Here is a 16,232-nt window from a genome sequence, read left to right as displayed (position 1 = left end):
CATTGAGGGGAGGATCGAACAATGCCCATGATACCGCGCACGCATCTCGGCAAGAACGGTCCGCTCGTCGGCGCGCTGGGCCTCGGCTGCGGCGGGATGTCGCCCAGCCGCGGCGCCGGCAGCGACGCCGAGAGCATCGCCACGATCCAGGCGGCGCTCGACGCCGGGATGAGCCTGCTCAACACCGCCGACTTCTACGGCATGGGGCACAACGAGGCGCTCATCGGACGCGCCATCGAAGGCCGGCGCGACCGGGCCTTCGTGAGCGTGAAGTTCGGCATGCTGCGTAGCCCGGGCGGCAAGTTCCTCGGGATGGACGGCCGCCCGGCCACGGTGAAGACGTTCGCGGCCTACTCGCTCCAGCGCCTCGGCGTCGACGAGATCGACCTCTACCAGCCCGGGCGACCCGATCCCGACGTGCCCTTCGAGGAGACGATCGGCGCCATCGCCGACCTCGTGCGCGAGGGCAAAGTCCGTCACGTCGGCGTGTCCGAGGTCGGCGCAGAGCTCCTGCGCCGCGCGCACGCGGTGCACCCCATCGCCGCGCTCGAGATCGAGTACTCGCTCGCGTGCCGCTTCATCGAAGCAGAGATCTTGCCGACCGCGCGCGAGCTCGGGATCGGCATCGTCGCCTACCGCGTCCTCGCCGACGGGCTGCTCAGCGGCGCGACGGCGCCGAGCCCTGGCGCGCATTTCGTGGCGCCGCGGATGGAGGGACACGCGCTGGAGCAGAATGTCCGCGCCGCTCGCCCGCTCGTCGACATGGCCGCCCGGAAGCGCTGCACGCCAGCCCAGCTGGCCATCGCGTGGCTGCGCGCGCGCGGCGACGACATCGTGCCGCTCGTCGGCATCAGCCGGCGCGCGCGGCTCGACGAGAACCTCTCGGCGCTCGACGTGCGCGTCTCCCCGGACGAGCTCGCGCAGCTCGACGCGGCGTTCGCGCCGGGCGCGATCGTCGGCGATCGGTACCCTCCGTTCGTCATGAAGTACGCGGCGCGGTAAGCGACTCATTCATCGTCTCTTCGACGTCGCCGGATCGAGCTCCGGATAGCGCCGGAAGATGCCGTCTTCGTTGAAGGGTATCCGCCGATCCGAGGCCAGGTAGGCCGCGATCCGCGGGCGCTCGGCCACGCGGTCGCGCAGCGCGACGAGCCCAGGGATCCTGGGCGCGAAGGCGGCCATGGCGTACGGGAACGCGTAGCGGAGGCCCTCGATCACCTGGAACAACGAGAGATCCACGTAGGACATCGCGCCTCCCAGGAGGTGACGGCCGCCGTGGCGCTCGAGGACGCGCTCGAAATAGCCGAGGAACTTGGGCATGCGCTCGGCGAGGAAGGCCTGGCTGCGGCGGAGGGCCTCGGGCTTCTGGTCCTCGTAATAGAGCCCGACGGAGATGGGGTGATGCGTGTCGTGCACCTCGGCGACCAGATCGGTGATGGTGAGCTGGAGCTGATGGGCGCCGAGCCTGCTCGCCTCGTCGTCCGGCGCGAGGCCGAGGCGCGGGCCGAGGTAGAAGAGGATGTTGGCCACCTGCGCGATCACGAGGTCGCCGGAGCGGAGGAACGGCGGCGCGAAGGGCTCGAGCGCGAGCGCGTGGCTCTTCATGAGCTTCTGCATGGCGGCGACGCCGCCGTGCTTCGCCGCGGGCAGGCGGGCGACATCGACATAAGGAGCGCCGGCGTCCTCGAGCGCGAGGCGCACGAATTCGCCGCGGCCCTGAATGCCCGGCCAGTAATACAGCTCGTACGTGGGCGCGTTCATGACGGATAACTCGCGCCGCCGGTGGCCGCGGTCAATGGGCGCGCGGCCGAGCGGTCCGCCGGGTCCGGCGCGGGCACGCGAGCCGGTGCCCCCTGCGCCGCGCCGCCGAAGGAGAGGTCCATGGCCGCTGCGGCTCGTGTAGCCTCGGCGGTGGTGGTGACGAAGATGACCGACCCCAAGCTCGACCCGTCGACGTTCGGCGCTTCTTTTCAGGCGTTCCTCGAGCAGATGACAGCGCAGGCGCCCGCACAGGAGCCGGAGATACGGCGGCGCATTCGCGAGCACCTGGGCGGAGATCCGGCGCAGATGCCCGTCGTGTCCGAGCAGTTTGCGAAGTACGAGCACCCCAACCTGCACCTCGCTCTCCAGGCCTACCTCGGTCAGCCGGAGCGCGAGGCCGAGCTCTTCGGGATCACCTCGACGCACGAGATGTTCACGGCGAGGCTCTCGCAGATCGCGTCGCCCCGGAGCGCGATGCCCGGCGCAGGGATCGACGTCGGGCCCGTGGAGTACGTCAACCTGCCGCTCGATCAGGGCCGGGTCATCGCCTGCGTCCGCAGCGGCGTGCACCTCGTCCGGCGCGGCGAGCAGCGCCTGGTGGTGTACGTGAGCGCGTCAGCGGGGTGGCGCGAGAGCCTCACGCTGGAGGTGATGGCCGCGGAGCGCGCGGAAGCGGAGGCGGTGCTCGCCGAGGTGCGGAACACGATGCGCGCGCGGAGCATCTACCGGGGCCACGTCATCTCCCTCGAGCAGCCGCAGCAAGGCACCATCGACGTGCGGTTTCATCGGCTGCCGGCCATCGGCAAGGATGAGATCATCCTGCCGCAAGGTCTCCTCGAGCGAATCGAGCGCCAGGCCGTCCGCTTCGCCGAGCTCCGCGGCGAGCTCAGGGCGATGGGCCGCCACCTCAAGCGCGGCATGCTGCTGCATGGACCTCCTGGTACGGGCAAGACGCTCACGGCGATGTACCTCGCGGGGCAGATGCCGGATCGGACGGTGATCCTGCTGACCGGGCGGGGCATGGGGCTCATCGAGCAATCGTGCGCGCTCGCGCGCCTGCTCGAGCCGGCGACGGTGATCCTCGAGGACGTCGATCTCGTCGCGGAGGAGCGCACCCGGCAGTGCGCGGGGAGCAACGCGGTCCTCTTCGAGCTGCTGAACCAGATGGACGGGCTCTCCGACGACGCCGACATCCTCTTCATCCTGACGACCAACCGGCCCGACATCCTCGAGCCGGCGCTGGCGGCGCGGCCGGGGCGCATCGATCAGGCGCTCGAGGTGCCGCTGCCCGACGAGGGCTGCCGTCGCCGCCTCTTCGAGCTCTACGGCCGAGGGCTCGAGCTGCGCCTCTCGCAACTCGACGCCTTCGTGGCGAGGACGAAGGGCGTGAGCGCGGCCTTCCTCCGCGAGCTCCTGCGCAAGGCCGCGCTCTTCGCCGCCGACGAGGGGGCCGGGCGCGTCGTCGAGGACCGGTACATCGACACCGCGTTACGCGAGCTCGCGGTCGAAGGCGGAAAGCTCACCCAGAGCCTGCTCGGGGCCAGCGCCATATCGGAGTGAGCCGCCCGACGCTTACCCGCGAGGATGACGCGCTGGCCTGGAGATCGAGCTCATGCGCGACGAACGAAGCCCCTTGCGGATCGCGCGCGGCGGGGTTCTGCTCGCCGCATGTCCGACCTCAAATTCTATTACGCCCCCATGACGAGCGCAGACCGAGTGCACTGGGCGCTCGAGGAGCTCGGCGTCCCCTACGAGAAGGTCAAGCTCGACCTCGCGGCGGGAGATCAGCGCAAGCCCGAGTACCTCGCGCTCAACCCGAACGGCAAGGTCCCGCTGCTGGTCGTCGATGGAAAGCCCATCTTCGAGGGGCTCGCGATCCTGCTCTACCTCGGCGAGCGCTACGGCGTGGACAAGGGCCTCTTCCCGCCGCTCGGCGCCGATCGCGCCGAGGCGTTCAAGTGGATGGCCTGGGCCAACGTCACGCTGTACGAGGCGACGACGCGCCTCCTGCGCAACACGCTAGAGCGCTTCCCCGCCGACGAGCGCAACCCCAAGGTCGCCGAGGGCGCGAAGCAGGACCTCGCGGACGGGGTCGGGATCCTCGACCGCGCGCTCGAGGGCAAGGAGTACCTCGTGGGCAACCAGTTCTCGCTCGCCGACGTGGCGCTCGTGACGGCCCTGCCGTTCCTGGCCCGCTTCGGCGTGGATCTCTCGCCGTTCGCGAACGTGAACGCGTGGATCGCCCGCTGCACGAGCCGTCCTGCGGTCAAGCGGGTCCGGCCGGGCTGACGTCTCCGCCCCAGCCGTGGCGCTTGCGGAGCATCACCAGGAGAGCCGGGCCGCCGATCTGCGCAGTCGGCGCGCCGACGGGCGGCTCGGTGCCGAGGGGGCGGGCGCGCCGCTGCGCTCGCAGCGAACCACGCGCAAAACGGAGGATCGCCCCAGGCGAGGCTCCCACGAGCCACGATCGCCTGTATGCTCTCGGCATGAAGGACCCGAAGCACCCACCCCGACCCGAGGGCCTGGCTCATGACCAGTGAATCCTGCGGCGTCTGCGGCGGCGACGGCCGCATCGCCAACTCGTTCTCCGGCAGCACCGCCACCTGCCCGGGCTGCCACGGCACCGGCCGGCGCTCGGACGACCCCCGCTTCCGCGACGTCACCAAGACGAAGCCTTCCCACTTCCGGCAGCCGAACAAGACGGCGGCCGTCGAGAAGCCGCAGGGACCCGCGTCGCTGGAGGGCATCCAGCTCGCCAGGGAGGTGAACGCGGCTGCGCATCTCTCCAGCGGGACGAAGGCCAAGCTCACGCTCGAGATCATCGAGCATGAGGCCACCCACGGAAAGTGCACGCAGACCTTCATCAAGAAGGTCCGCAAGCAGCTCCGTCCGCCCGGATCGTGATCGGCTTGCCGCGAGCCCTTCAGGAGCGCGGACGCTACAGCGTCACCTGAATCGTTCGACACGACGGCTGCCGAGGGCCTCCGGGTTGAGATTCACACACGGTGGTGTCGAAGCCAGGTCTCGAAGTCGGTGAGCGGAATGCCGAGCGCGCGCGCCGCCTCGGGGGTGGCCGGGCTGCCGTAGTGGTTCAGCCGCGCGTGCGGGTGCGCGATCATGGGCATCAGACCCCGGGCGATGGCCTCGTCGGCCGTGAGCGACGGAGCTTCGATGGGGAGGTCGAGCGCGCGGGACAGCGCACGAGCGATCTCGCGCATCGTCAACCGTTGGCTGGCGAGCTCGAGCTCCACGCCGTGGAACCGTGACGGCTCCTGGACAGCGGCCGCGGCCGCTGCCCCGATGTCCTGCACGGCGACAACGGCGAGCTCCGTGTCAGGCGCGATCGTGGTGAGCAGGCGGTCGCCCGTGCCCCCCTCGAACATGATGGAAGGGCGGATGAAGTTCTCCATGAAGAAGGACGGCTTGATGAGGGTCCAGAAGCGGAATCCGGCATTCTTCACCAGCTCTTCGGTGTACGCCTTGCTCTCCCAGTAGTTGCGGCTGGCGCCCCGCTCGAGCTCCCAGCCCGGCGCTCGCCGGTGGTGCGCGCCGGCTCCGGACACCGACGTATGGATGAACTGCGGAACGCCGGTCGCCCGGGCTGCCTCGACGAGGTTCTTCCCCTGCGCTCGCTCGGAGTCCGACTCGAGGTCGGCCATGTTCGGGTGCTGCACGGAGAACACCGCCCGCGCTCCCTCGCAGACGGCGCGCAGCGAGCCGGGATCGTCGAAGTCGCCCCGCACGAGGACCGCACCGCGCGCGCGCAGCGCGATCGCAGGGGCCGCGCCAGGGTCACGAACGAGCGCACGCACGGGGACGCCTCGCTCGAGCAGCGCAGCGGCGACGGCTCCGCCTTGCCTGCCAGTGGCGCCGGTGACCAGCACCGGCTCGGTGGTCGCTTCGGTGGACATGAGTTATCCTTTCAGAGGCGAATGAAGGCCTCGAATTACCCCCCAACCATGCGGCGCTCGCGCGGAGGCGACCAGTCGAGCGCGTCCACGTTGCTTGCGAAATCGTCCATCCGGGGCCGCTCGTGGACCCGCTGAGCGAGCTCCTGTCCTCGGTTCGAGCGAGGGCGGCGTCGTGGGCCTGCCTCGACGCGAGGGCGCCGTGGGGCGTCGCGCTTCGAAGCAGGCCTTCGACCTTCTGCATCCACCACGTGGTGAGCGGCGCGGCCTGGCTCTCGACCGAGGACGACGGCCACGCGCTCGACCTGACGGCCGGCGACGTCGCCGTGGTGCCGCACGGCCGGGCGCATTCGCTCCGGGATCGCAAAGGCACGCCGGTCGTCGCGCTCGAAGAGCTGCCCGGGGTCCGCGCGAGCGGCGACAGTCGCGTGTGGCACCTGACCCTGGGCGGCGCGGGGACCGAGACGCGGATCACGTCGGCGCTCGTCGAGCTCGAGGATCCGTTCGCCGTCCCGATCGTGTCGTCGTTGCCGCCCGCGTTCCGGCTCACGGGTGCGGGCGCGGGTCAGACGTCGCTCGTGGAGCACCTCCGCTTCCTCACGCGCGAGATCGAGTCGAGGCCGTTCGGCGCCGATCTCGTGCTCGCTCGCATGGCAGACGTGCTGTTCGTCCACGTGATGCGGGCGTATGTCGAGACGCTCGGCGACGGGCCCTCGCACTCGTGTCGATCGCTCGAGCTGGTCAGCGCGCTGCGCGACCCGGGCGTGGCCACGGCCATGGGCCTGATGAGCCGTCGGCCGGAGCATCCGTGGACGGTCGCCTCGCTCGCCGAGGAGGTCGGGCTGTCGCGGTCTGCCTTCGCGGCGCGCTTCACGAGCCTCGTGGGCGAGCCGCCGCTCGGCTTCCTCACGCGGATGCGCATGCAGAAGGCCACGATGTTGCTGCGCGAAGGCGCGACGCTCGCGCTCACCTCTCAGCTCACCGGCTACGCGTCGGAGGCCTCGTTCGGCCACGCGTTCCGGCAGTGGTCGGGCATGGCGCCGGGGGCCTACCGTCGCCAGCAGCACGCGCGCCAGAGCGATCTTGGCGTTGAGCCAGGCGCTCGGCCTCGAGCCCAGGCTCCGCCGGCTCGACGCGCCCCGAGGGCGTGAGGCGCCGATGCGCGCCCATGGCGTCGGCGCGCCGCTGCGTACCCGATGGCGCTGTGCGTCCGCACGCCGTTGTAGAGAGGAAACAAGATTCAAACCACGGAGGCACAGAGGGCACAGAGGAGTGCAAGAAAAGAACTCTCTTTTCCTCTTCTCCTCTGTGCCCTCTGTGCCTCTGTGGTTTGTCTCCTTTGGTTCTCGGGCCCTCTGCGTCGACGATGAAAGCCTCTGGCAAATGCAAGAGGCGACGCGGGTGCGTTGCGTGCTCGCGGCAGGCGCGAAGCGCTACTGTCGCCAGCGGTCGAGGAGCTCGCGGGCGGAGCCGCCGCGCTCGAGGCGGGCGCGCGTCACCGCGCCGTCGGGGGCGATGTCGACGATGAACTCGAGCGTCGGGTCGCCGCGCAGGTGGTAGCGGAGGTCGGCGACGCGCACGGTGGTCCCGCCGTCGCCGGCGGGCGCGTGGCGGACCACGGGGAAGCGAGCCCAGGCGAGCGCCTCACGCACGGTCGGGACGGCGGCGACCCGGGCGGGGACAGGGCCGCTGGGCGCGCGCGCGACCCGGCGCTCCTCGGTCGGCGCGCCGCCGAGCAGGTCGACCGTGCCGGCCGCGTAAGCGTCCTCGTGCGTCGCGATGAAGCGCCATGTCGTCACGCCGAGCATCGCGGGGAACACGGCGACGCGCTGCGCTCCGGGGTGGGCGGCGGCGACGCGGGCGACGAGCACCTGCTGCATGGCGATCCGGCCGCCGACGTACACGGCGGCGACGGCGGCGCCGACGAGGATCGCGCGCCGCCAGCGCGCCCGCCGGCGCCACGCGACGAGCGCGCCGAGGGCGAGCGGCAGCGTTACCAGCGGGTCGAGCACGCCGGTCCAGTCGAGCGTCAGGCGCGCGTCCGAGAACGGGAGGAGCAGGCGCGTTCCCCACCCGGTCCAGAGATCCGGCAAGAGGTGCGCGAGGGCGACCGAGAGGACGCTGAACGCGTAGACCGGGCCGAACCGAGCCCGCCGCCGCAGGACGAGCCAGGCGACCCCGGCGGCCACCGCCGCCACCACCGGCGCGAACAGGAGCGCGTGCGACGGCCCGCGGTGCGCGCGCAGGGTGCGCAGCACCGCGTCCCCGGCCGGCCAGAAATAGTCGAGATCCGGCAGCTCGGCGGCGATCACGCACGAGAGCAGGACGGCGCGGTCGGTCGGCGACGCCCGCCCCTCGCCGGGCCTCATGTCGGGGCGACGCGTCGCGCCGACCGCCAGCCCGAGGAGCCCATGCGTCAGCGTGTCCATGAGGGCCGTCAGCTACCTCATGGCCCCGAGCGAGCGCAAGGCCGTGACCGGCTCGGCGAGGCGAGCTCTGCGGCCTTGCGCACAGCGCCGAGGTCCCGGCCCCGCCGAGGTCGAGACGCTACCAGCGACCGCGCGCTGCGGGGACGAAACCGAACCCAGCCGAGCTCGCCCTGGCGCGCAAGGTGACGGCCTGACCGTGCGCCATGGGTCGATAGCGCACGTCGCGGGTCCGCCTACGGCGCTGCGCCCGCGTGAGCTTGCTCCCGCGCCGCCCTCCGAAACAGCCGGGCCGATGTGAGCCACAACGCGACGAAGACGCCTGTCAGGATCAAGGTGTAGCCCCATCCGGCGATCAGCGCGATCACGGCGACCAACGCCTGGGCGATCGCCGTCGCGACCAGCGCGCGCTCCATTCCATGTGGCTGGAAGCGCGCGATGATGGCCCCGAGGATCCCGACGGCGAGCACCCCGCTATACATCAAATTGGCGGGGTTCTCCTCGTTCCCGATGATCCCGACGGCGAGGTTCATCCAGACGAGGACGAACGCCGCCGCGAGCGCAACGCCGACGGCGGCTCGGTACGCGTTGTTGCTCGTCCCCCTCGCAGCCAGCTCGTAGGCGCCGCAGGCGCCGACCAGCATGGATCCGAAGATGACGAAATCCGCCAGATCCCAGGCCACCTCTTCGGTGAACTGCATCGCGATCAAGGGCAGCAGCAGGACGAGCGCTGCAATGCCCCAGACCGCTACCCTCCAGGGGCTTCCGCGCCGTCCGCCACCGTTGTGCGCCGTTCCTGTCATCGCCTCACCGCCGTGCTTGAGTGATGGCTTCACCCTAGCTCACAGGACGGGTGGGCGGCATGAGCAGCTCGTGGAGCTTGGTGGAGCGATCCGTGCAGCTTTCGTGAAGAACGGCGCCTGGCCGTGGGCGGCGACGCGCCGGGAACGGGCGGGGCAGCCCAACGAGCCAGCGGGGCAGCCCACGAGCCAGGCGAGCTCGCCGCGCTCAACGCACGCTTCTGAGCGGTCTCCCTCCCGCGCCTGTCGCGGGCGAGATCTTCTCCCAGCGCCCGCTCTCGGCGGAACGGAAGAGGGCGTCGATGACGCGCATGTTGCCGACCGCGACCTCGATCGAATTCTCGACGGGCCCCCCGGCGCGGATGGCGCGCGAGAACGCCTCGCTCTGCAGGTGGTACTGGTCGACGGCGGGAAACGAGATGACCTTGGCCGAGCTGCAGTTCAGCGTCGAGCCGTCATCGAGCCATACCTTGCACGGCTGGTCGCCGGGGGCGTTGAACGGGATCTCGATCTCGATGCGGCCCTTGGTGCCGAACGCGTTCACGCGCTGGTAGGGCACCGCCTGCGTGCTGCACGTGAACGTCAGGTGCGCGCCGCCGTAGTCGAGCAGGCCCGAGGTCAAGCGGTCGGTGCCGAACTCTGGATCGTGGTCGACGAGCGCCATCGCCCGCACGGGCTCGCGCCCGAACAGGAAGCGCGACGTGTTCACCGCGTAGCAGCCGATGTCGTAGAGCGCGCCGCCCCCGACCGCCTTCTTGTTGCGGATATTTGCGGCGTCGCGGTTGTAGTACGAGAACGCCGCCTGGACGCTGACCAGCTCGCCAATCTTGCCGCGGCGCACCCAGTCCCTCGCCTGCTGCCACTGCGGATGGTTGCGGATCATGAACGCTTCGGCGATCAGCTTGCCCGTCTCGCGCTGCACGTCGACAAGCGCCTCGGCGTCCTCGGCGCTGAGCGCGATCGGCTTCTCGCAGAGGACGTGCTTGCCGGCGCGGGCCGCGCGCGCCGTCCACTTCACGTGCAGGTGGTTGGGCAGCGGATTGTAGATCGCGTCGATCTCCGGATCGTCGAGCAGCTCGTCGTAGCTGCCGTACGCCCTCGGGATGCCGAGCGATCGCGCGGCGGCGGTCGCCTTGCCGATGTCGCGCGACGCCAGCGCGGCGAGCTGGGTGAGGGGCCCCCGCTTCATGGCAGGGAGGCTGACCGTCAGCGCGAAGTTGCTCGCCCCGAGGACGCCCCAGCGCACCGGGGTGAGTTGTTCGTCGGACTCTGGACCTTGGGCTGATGTGGACATGGGCACCTCACTGCTCGCCAGGCTAGTGGCGAGCGGCGCGTCTGTAAACGCAACGTCGTCGGGATCGGCCGGAGCTCTCCCGGGCCAGCGTTGGCCTGAGCCCCGGCGGGTACGGCCAGGGCTGCCAGGAGGGGGCGCGCCCGGCGCGAGCTGCGGAGAGGGGGAGCGCCGTGAAAGGCGCCTCAGAACGCGGCGTCGCGGAGCTTCGCCTTGTACTCCGCCTTGTACAGATCATGGCACGCCTTGCAGCTCGCCTTGGCGCCGTCGATGTCGCCCTTCTTGGCCTTCTCCGCGCCTTCCTTCGAGATCGCGACCCACTTGGGCATCCCGGGCGGCGGCTTCGACGCGACGTAATCCAGCGCCGACGCGATCTTCGCGCCGTCGCCGCTCGTGGTCGCCGACTGCATCACCGTCTTCATCCAGCCCTGCATCGGACAGGCCTTCTGTCCTTTTGCACCACAACCGAAATCCTTCCCCTCGGCCACCGAAGCGGGGACGTCCGCCGCCCCGCCCGCGGCCCACGCGGCCCCCGCAAAGCCAATGCCGACGCTCATCAACATGGCACCCATCAGCTTCATGCTCATCGACATGCGACGTCTCCTGTCAGGTAAGGGCAAGCTCAGCCGCGAGATCGCGGCTCAGGACGCATATGTTAACGTTAACATGACGGGCGTCAATCCAAATCGACCGATGTACGCCGCCATCCTCGACGGGCGCGCAGCGGCGGCCGGCCGCCGCGACCGCGGGCGGGCGCCCTCCCCGCCTGACGCGGCGCTTCGGAGGAGCCCCGCTCGCCTCGTCCTCCCCGGGATCGAGGCGGCCCGCAGGCCGTTCGATTCGCGTTGACACCCCATATGTTATCGTTAACATGTGGACGAAGTGCGTGCTTTTGCTTCGCCACGGGCGGGCCGTCCTGCGCGCCGAGACCTCCGGGTCTAGGCACCGACTCCGTCGCTCGGTCGTCGTGGAAGCGATCGCCGCTCGACGGCGCTCGTCCTTTCACCAGCGGGAATCCAGAGAGACCACGACGAGCCTCGCTCGTTCGACGGCTGATGCGTAAGGAGATCTCCATATGAGGGCGCTTTGTTTCGCGGCGGCCGCCGTCGCCGTCATGATGTCCGGCTGTCAGGAAGGCGGCCCGAGCAGCGGCGCGGCCGCCTCCGGCACGCCCAGGCTGGCGGTCGCCGTCTATCAATTCGACAACACCTTCATGTCGTACATACGGCGGACCATCGAGGAGAGCGCCAAGGGCAAGGCGGAGCTGAACATCGTCGACAGCCAGAACCAGCAGCCCATCCAGAACGATCAGGTCGACCAGTTCCTCGTGCAGGGCTTCAAGGTCATGGCCATCAACCTGGTCGACCGGACCGCGGTGCCGATCATCATCGACAAGGCCAAGGCCAAGGACGTGCCGGTGGTCTTCTGGAACCGCGAGCCCCTCAAAGAAGACATGGCCAGGTGGGACAAGGCCTATTACGTCGGCGCCGAGGCTGAGCAGTCCGGCACGATGCAGGGCGAGATCGTCGTCGACTACTGGAAGGCCCACCCCGAGGCCGACCGGAACAAGGATGGAAAGATCCAGTACGTCATGCTGACCGGCGAGCCCGGGCACCAGGACGCCCCGATCCGCACGGAGTACTCCATCAAGGCCATCACCGGCGCCGGGCTCCAGGTGGAGAAGCTCGCGGAGGACACGGCCATGTGGGAGCGCGTCAAGGGGCAGGAGAAGATGGCCGCCTTCCTCGCCGCGCACAACGACAAGATCGAGGTCGTCCTCGCCAACAACGACGACATGGCCCTCGGCGCGATCGAGGCGCTCAAGGCGGCCGGGTACTTCACCGGCGGCAAGTACATGCCGGTCGTCGGCGTCGACGCGACGCCGCCCGCCCTCGACGCGATCGCGAGCGGCACGCTCCTCGGCACCGTCCTCAACGACGCCAAGAGCCAGGGCAAGGCGATCTTCGACATCTCCCTCGCGCTCGCCACCGGCGCCGAGGTCAAGACCAGCGTCGCGCCGCTCGACGGCAGGTACGTCTGGGTCCCCTACCGGAAGGTCACGAAGGAGAACCACCAGCAGTACAAGTGAGGCCAGCGCGCTGGCGACGCGCGTCGGTCGGGGAGCGGCCGGCGCCGCCTCCCCCGGCCGAGAGCAACAGGAGATCGTCATGGCCGGCGCCGATTACGCCCTCGAGATGAGCGGCATCTCCAAGGTGTTCCCGGGGGTGAAGGCCCTGGACTCGGTGACCCTGCGGGTCCGTCCGGGCACCGTCCACGCCCTCATGGGGGAGAACGGCGCGGGCAAGTCCACGCTGATGAAGTGCCTGTTCGGCATGTACACGCCGGACGCCGGCACGATCGCGCTGGCCGGCAAGACCGTATCGCTGTCGTCGTCGCGCGCCGCGCTCGATCACGGCATCGCCATGATCCACCAGGAGCTGCAGCCGATCGCCTACCGGAGCGTCATGGAGAACCTCTGGCTGGGGCGCTTCCCGATCCGCCGGTTCGGGCCGCTCAAGCTGGTCGATCACAAGAAGATGCTGCGGGACACGCAGGCGCTCTTCCAGGAGCTCCGGATGGACATCGACCCGACCGCCTGGGCCGTGGACCTCCCGGTCTCGAAGCTGCAGTCGATGGAGATCGCCAAGGCGGTCTCCCGGCGCGCCAAGATCATCATCATGGATGAGCCGACCTCGTCGCTCACCGAGCACGAGGTGGAGCACCTCTTCGAGATCATCGACAGGCTCCGGGGCGAGGGGGTGGCCATCATCTACATCTCGCACAAGATGGAGGAGATCCTCCGCATCTCCGATGAGGTCACCATCATGCGCGACGGGCGCCTCGTGGGGACCTATCCGGCGTCCGAGCTCACGACCGATCTCATCATCCAGCGCATGGTCGGCCGCGACATGACGCACCGGTTCCCGCCGCGCGAGAACGACCCCGGCGAGGTGGTGATGCGCGTCGAGGGGCTGACCTCGGCGGATCCGGGGTCCTTCGAGGACGTGAGCTTCGAGCTCCGGCGGGGCGAGATCCTCGGGGTGAGCGGCCTCGTGGGCGCCCAGCGCACCGAGGTGATGGAAGCGCTGTTCGGGCTGCGCTCCGTCGCGAAGGGTCGTGTCGTCGTCGACGGGAGAGAGGCGCAGCTCGGGAGCCCTATCAGGGCCATCGCGCGCGGGATGGCGCTCCTCACCGAGGAGCGCCGCTCGACGGGGATCTTCCCGATGCTCCACGTGGCCGACAACACGCTTTTGGCGAGCTGGAAGAGCTACGAGCGCAGGGCCGGCCTGCTCGATCTCGGCCGCGCCGAGGCGGACGTGCGGCGGCTCGTGGAGGCGCTGCGGGTCAAGACGCCGAGCACGCGCGCCTTCATCCAGGACCTGTCCGGCGGCAACCAGCAGAAGGTCATCCTGGCGCGCTGGCTCCTCACGAGCCCCGACATCCTCATCCTCGACGAGCCGACCCGGGGCGTCGACGTCGGCGCCAAATACGAGATCTACACGATCATCGCGGACCTCGCGAGGCGGGGGAAGAGCATCATCCTGATCTCCTCGGAGCTGCCCGAGGTGCTCGGCATGTCCGATCGCATCATGGTCATGTGCGAGGGGCGGGTCACGGGCATCCTGGAAGGCAAGAGCGCCACCCAGGAGGAGATCATGTCGCTGTCCACGCAGTTCCGCTGAGCCACCGGATCGATCGAAAGCAGAGGGACCACTCCATGGCAACCAGCAGCGCCGGCGGCGCCGCCCGCGATCGCATGAGGGCAGTTCGAGAGTTCGCCAGCCGGCAGGCGATCTCTCTGGTCCTCCTCCTCCTGGTCCTCGTGATCGGCGTCCTGCGGCCCAGCTTCCTGAGCGTGGCCAACCTCATCAACGTCCTCATCATCTCCTCCGTCCGGGTGATCATCGCCCTCGGCGAGGGAGGGGTCCTGATCACGCGCGGGACCGACCTGTCCGCCGGCCGCACGGTGGGGCTCGCCGCCTGCGTCGCCGCCTCGCTGCTGCAGCGGCCCGATTACGCGAGCCGGATGTACCCGCACCTCGCCAGCCAGCCGGTGCTCCTGTGCGTCGCCGCGGCCGTCAGCGTCGGCGCCACGGTCGGGCTCGTCAACGGGTCGATCGTGGCCTTCCTCAACGTGCCGCCCTTCATCGCCACGCTCGGCACGATGATCATGGCCTATGGCGCCGCGTCGCTCTACGTCGACCGCCCGCCGCTCGGCGCCCAGCCGATCGGCGGCCTGCGGGACGACTTCACCGCCATCGGCACCGGCGCGATCCGCTTCGGCGGCGACTGGGCGCTGCCGTATCTCGTCATCATCGCGGCGGTGATCACGTTCTTCATCTGGGTGCTCCTCAACCAGACCCGCCTCGGCAAGAACATCTATGCCATCGGCTCGAGCCGCGAAGCGGCGGTCGTCTCGGGGGTCGACGTCCCGAAGACGCTCCTGCTCGTGTACCTCCTGGCCGGCGCCCTCTACGGCCTGGCCGGGGCGCTCCTCGCGGCGAGGACCGGCGGCGCCACCAACAACTATGGCCTGATGTACGAGCTCGACGCCATCGCGGCCTGCGTCATCGGCGGCGTCTCGACGTCAGGCGGCGTCGGGACCGTCGGCGGCATCCTCACCGGAGTGCTCATCTTCGAGGTGCTCAACAACGGCCTCGTCATCCTCGGGGTGTCCCCTTACTGGCAGCAGATCATCAAGGGCATCATCATCGTGGCGGCCGTCTCCGTCGACATTCGCAAGTACCTGCGGAAGCGCTGAGCCTCCGTCGCCGGGAGCGCCGGGACGAGCCTGGGCGACGCGGCGCTGGCCCGAGAGGTCTCGGCCAGGTCGGGGAACGGCGGGCTCGTTGGGGAACGGCGGGCCCTCTGGCGCGGCCGGCGCCGCGAGATCGCCCGGGTTACGTCCGTTCCTCGCCAAGTTACGCCCCTCGGGTGGCGCCCGCGCGGCTCGAGGCGGGCGGCCCGGGAAACGGCATGCGCCGGGCGCGGTCCCGATGCGGCACCTCGAGCCAGGAGAGCGCACGATGAAGGTCGTCGAGCTGGGAAACACGGGCCAGAAAGTCAGCCAGCTGAGCCTGGGCTGCATGCTGATGGGCACGCTGACGAGCGAGGAGGAGTCGCGGCAGATGCTCGATCGCTACGTCGAGCGGGGCGGCAACTTCCTGGACACCGCCAATTGCTACGGCTGGTTCTTGCGACAGGGCAGCCGCGGCGGCGAGAGCGAGGCGGTGCTGGGGCGCTGGCTCGCGCAGCGCGGCAACCGCGGGCAGGTGTTCCTCGCGACCAAGGGCGCGGCGATGGTGCGGACCCCCGACGCGCACTGGCGCGGCGGCGAGGTCGACTGGACGAGCGCGCGCCGCGACTTCGAGGGCGCCGGCCGCGAGACGCTCGAGCGCGCCCTGGAGGCGAGCCTGCGCCGGCTGCAGACGGACCACGTGGACCTGTACTACGTGCACGTCGACGATCGGGTGACCCCGCTCGACGAGACGCTCGAGGCGCTCGCCCGGCTGGTGAAGGCGGGCAAGGCGCGGTTCATCGGCTGGTCGAACGTGCGCACCTGGCGCCTCGAGCGCATCCGCCAGCGCTGCGCGGCCGAGGGCTGGCCCGCGCCGGTGGCGCTGCAGCAGCAGCACAGCTACCTCCGCCGGCGCCAGGGCCTCGAGCACACGTCGATCGTGGACGACGAGCAGCTCGACTACCTGCGCGAGCACCCGGACCTGACGCTGGTCGCGTACTCGCCCATCCTGAAGGGGATCTACGACAGCGCCGAGAAGCGGCAGGGCCACTGGGCCATGCAGCCCTACGCCGGCAGCGACAGCGACGCGCGCCTCGCGGCCGTCGCCGCGATCGCGCGGAGGCTCGAGGTGCTGCCGCACCAGCTGGTGCTCGCGTGGCTGATGCACCAGCGCGCCCCCCGCGTGGTCCCGCTCGTGGGGCCGCGGACGCTCGAGCAGCTCGAGCAGAACCTGCGCGCCGTGAACCTGGAGCTCTCGCCCGAGCTCTGCGCGGAGCTCGACCGTGCGAACGGCTGAGCGGCGCGGCG

At 70.2% G+C, this 16,232-nt stretch carries 15 protein-coding genes; 9 read left to right on the top strand and 6 right to left on the bottom strand.

The annotated features are described in order from the left end of the window. Positions 1–30: 30 nt before the first annotated feature. Positions 31–1,002 (top strand): aldo/keto reductase, encoded by a 972-nt coding sequence (locus WMF26_RS01195; protein WP_061626310.1) that lies wholly within the window; start codon positions 31–33, stop codon positions 1,000–1,002. A 9-nt stretch (positions 1,003–1,011) separates the two neighbouring features. On the opposite strand, the gene WMF26_RS01190 is transcribed toward WMF26_RS01195, so the two are convergent. Then, complete coding sequence (locus tag WMF26_RS01190) at positions 1,012–1,761, bottom strand: glutathione S-transferase (RefSeq protein ID WP_437998800.1); 750 nt, start codon at positions 1,759–1,761, stop codon at positions 1,012–1,014. A 120-nt stretch (positions 1,762–1,881) separates the two neighbouring features. Here WMF26_RS01190 and WMF26_RS01185 point away from each other — a divergent pair, with 120 nt between their 5' ends. From WMF26_RS01185 to WMF26_RS01175, 3 genes are all read left to right on the top strand, one after another. After that, positions 1,882–3,321, top strand: coding sequence for an AAA family ATPase (locus WMF26_RS01185; RefSeq protein WP_437998799.1), 1,440 nt, complete (start codon positions 1,882–1,884; stop codon positions 3,319–3,321). Positions 3,322–3,429: 108 nt separating this feature from the next. Further along, on the top strand, positions 3,430–4,050 hold the full coding sequence (locus WMF26_RS01180; RefSeq protein ID WP_061626300.1) for a glutathione S-transferase family protein: 621 nt from the start codon (positions 3,430–3,432) through the stop codon (positions 4,048–4,050). 240 nt (positions 4,051–4,290) lie between these two features. Further along, positions 4,291–4,665: a molecular chaperone DnaJ gene (locus WMF26_RS01175; protein ID WP_437998798.1), complete on the top strand. Its 375-nt coding sequence runs from the start codon at positions 4,291–4,293 to the stop codon at positions 4,663–4,665. A 92-nt stretch (positions 4,666–4,757) separates the two neighbouring features. Here the strand turns inward: WMF26_RS01175 and WMF26_RS01170 are convergent, their stop codons facing one another. Further along, entirely contained in the window at positions 4,758–5,672 is a 915-nt protein-coding gene (locus WMF26_RS01170; RefSeq protein WP_437998797.1) for an NmrA/HSCARG family protein, read from the bottom strand. A 122-nt stretch (positions 5,673–5,794) separates the two neighbouring features. Here WMF26_RS01170 and WMF26_RS01165 point away from each other — a divergent pair, with 122 nt between their 5' ends. Next, positions 5,795–6,820: an AraC family transcriptional regulator gene (locus tag WMF26_RS01165; RefSeq protein ID WP_437998796.1), complete on the top strand. Its 1,026-nt coding sequence runs from the start codon at positions 5,795–5,797 to the stop codon at positions 6,818–6,820. 282 nt (positions 6,821–7,102) lie between these two features. On the opposite strand, the gene WMF26_RS01160 is transcribed toward WMF26_RS01165, so the two are convergent. The 4 genes from WMF26_RS01160 to WMF26_RS01145 all read right to left on the bottom strand — a co-directional run bounded on the left by WMF26_RS01160 (position 7,103) and on the right by WMF26_RS01145 (position 10,779). Beyond that, on the bottom strand, positions 7,103–8,098 hold the full coding sequence (locus WMF26_RS01160) for a metal-dependent hydrolase (protein ID WP_061626303.1): 996 nt from the start codon (positions 8,096–8,098) through the stop codon (positions 7,103–7,105). Between the two features lie 233 nt (positions 8,099–8,331). Continuing rightward, positions 8,332–8,898, bottom strand: a complete 567-nt coding sequence (locus WMF26_RS01155; protein WP_438002506.1) for a hypothetical protein — start codon at positions 8,896–8,898, stop codon at positions 8,332–8,334. A 205-nt stretch (positions 8,899–9,103) separates the two neighbouring features. Continuing rightward, positions 9,104–10,189: a Gfo/Idh/MocA family protein gene (locus tag WMF26_RS01150; protein ID WP_437998795.1), complete on the bottom strand. Its 1,086-nt coding sequence runs from the start codon at positions 10,187–10,189 to the stop codon at positions 9,104–9,106. 182 nt (positions 10,190–10,371) lie between these two features. Continuing rightward, on the bottom strand, positions 10,372–10,779 hold the full coding sequence (locus WMF26_RS01145; protein ID WP_437953488.1) for a hypothetical protein: 408 nt from the start codon (positions 10,777–10,779) through the stop codon (positions 10,372–10,374). Between the two features lie 482 nt (positions 10,780–11,261). Here WMF26_RS01145 and WMF26_RS01140 point away from each other — a divergent pair, with 482 nt between their 5' ends. The 4 genes from WMF26_RS01140 to WMF26_RS01125 all read left to right on the top strand — a co-directional run bounded on the left by WMF26_RS01140 (position 11,262) and on the right by WMF26_RS01125 (position 16,221). Next, positions 11,262–12,275, top strand: a complete 1,014-nt coding sequence (locus WMF26_RS01140; RefSeq protein ID WP_437998794.1) for a galactose ABC transporter substrate-binding protein — start codon at positions 11,262–11,264, stop codon at positions 12,273–12,275. 79 nt (positions 12,276–12,354) lie between these two features. Further along, positions 12,355–13,869: a sugar ABC transporter ATP-binding protein gene (locus tag WMF26_RS01135; protein ID WP_437998793.1), complete on the top strand. Its 1,515-nt coding sequence runs from the start codon at positions 12,355–12,357 to the stop codon at positions 13,867–13,869. Positions 13,870–13,904: 35 nt separating this feature from the next. Further along, positions 13,905–14,948 carry a galactose/methyl galactoside ABC transporter permease MglC gene (gene mglC, locus WMF26_RS01130; RefSeq protein ID WP_437335386.1) on the top strand — a complete coding sequence of 348 codons (1,044 nt, stop codon included), beginning with the start codon at positions 13,905–13,907 and terminating at the stop codon, positions 14,946–14,948. A gap of 265 nt (positions 14,949–15,213) precedes the next feature. Then, positions 15,214–16,221 (top strand): aldo/keto reductase, encoded by a 1,008-nt coding sequence (locus WMF26_RS01125; protein ID WP_437998792.1) that lies wholly within the window; start codon positions 15,214–15,216, stop codon positions 16,219–16,221. Positions 16,222–16,232: the final 11 nt, after the last annotated feature.

The organism is Sorangium sp. So ce185 (genome assembly GCF_051526825.1).
GTDB lineage: Bacteria > Myxococcota_A > Polyangia > Polyangiales > Polyangiaceae > Sorangium > Sorangium cellulosum_D.
Note: the sequence above shows the minus strand (reverse complement) of the source record. Positions and strands in the feature narration are given on the sequence as shown.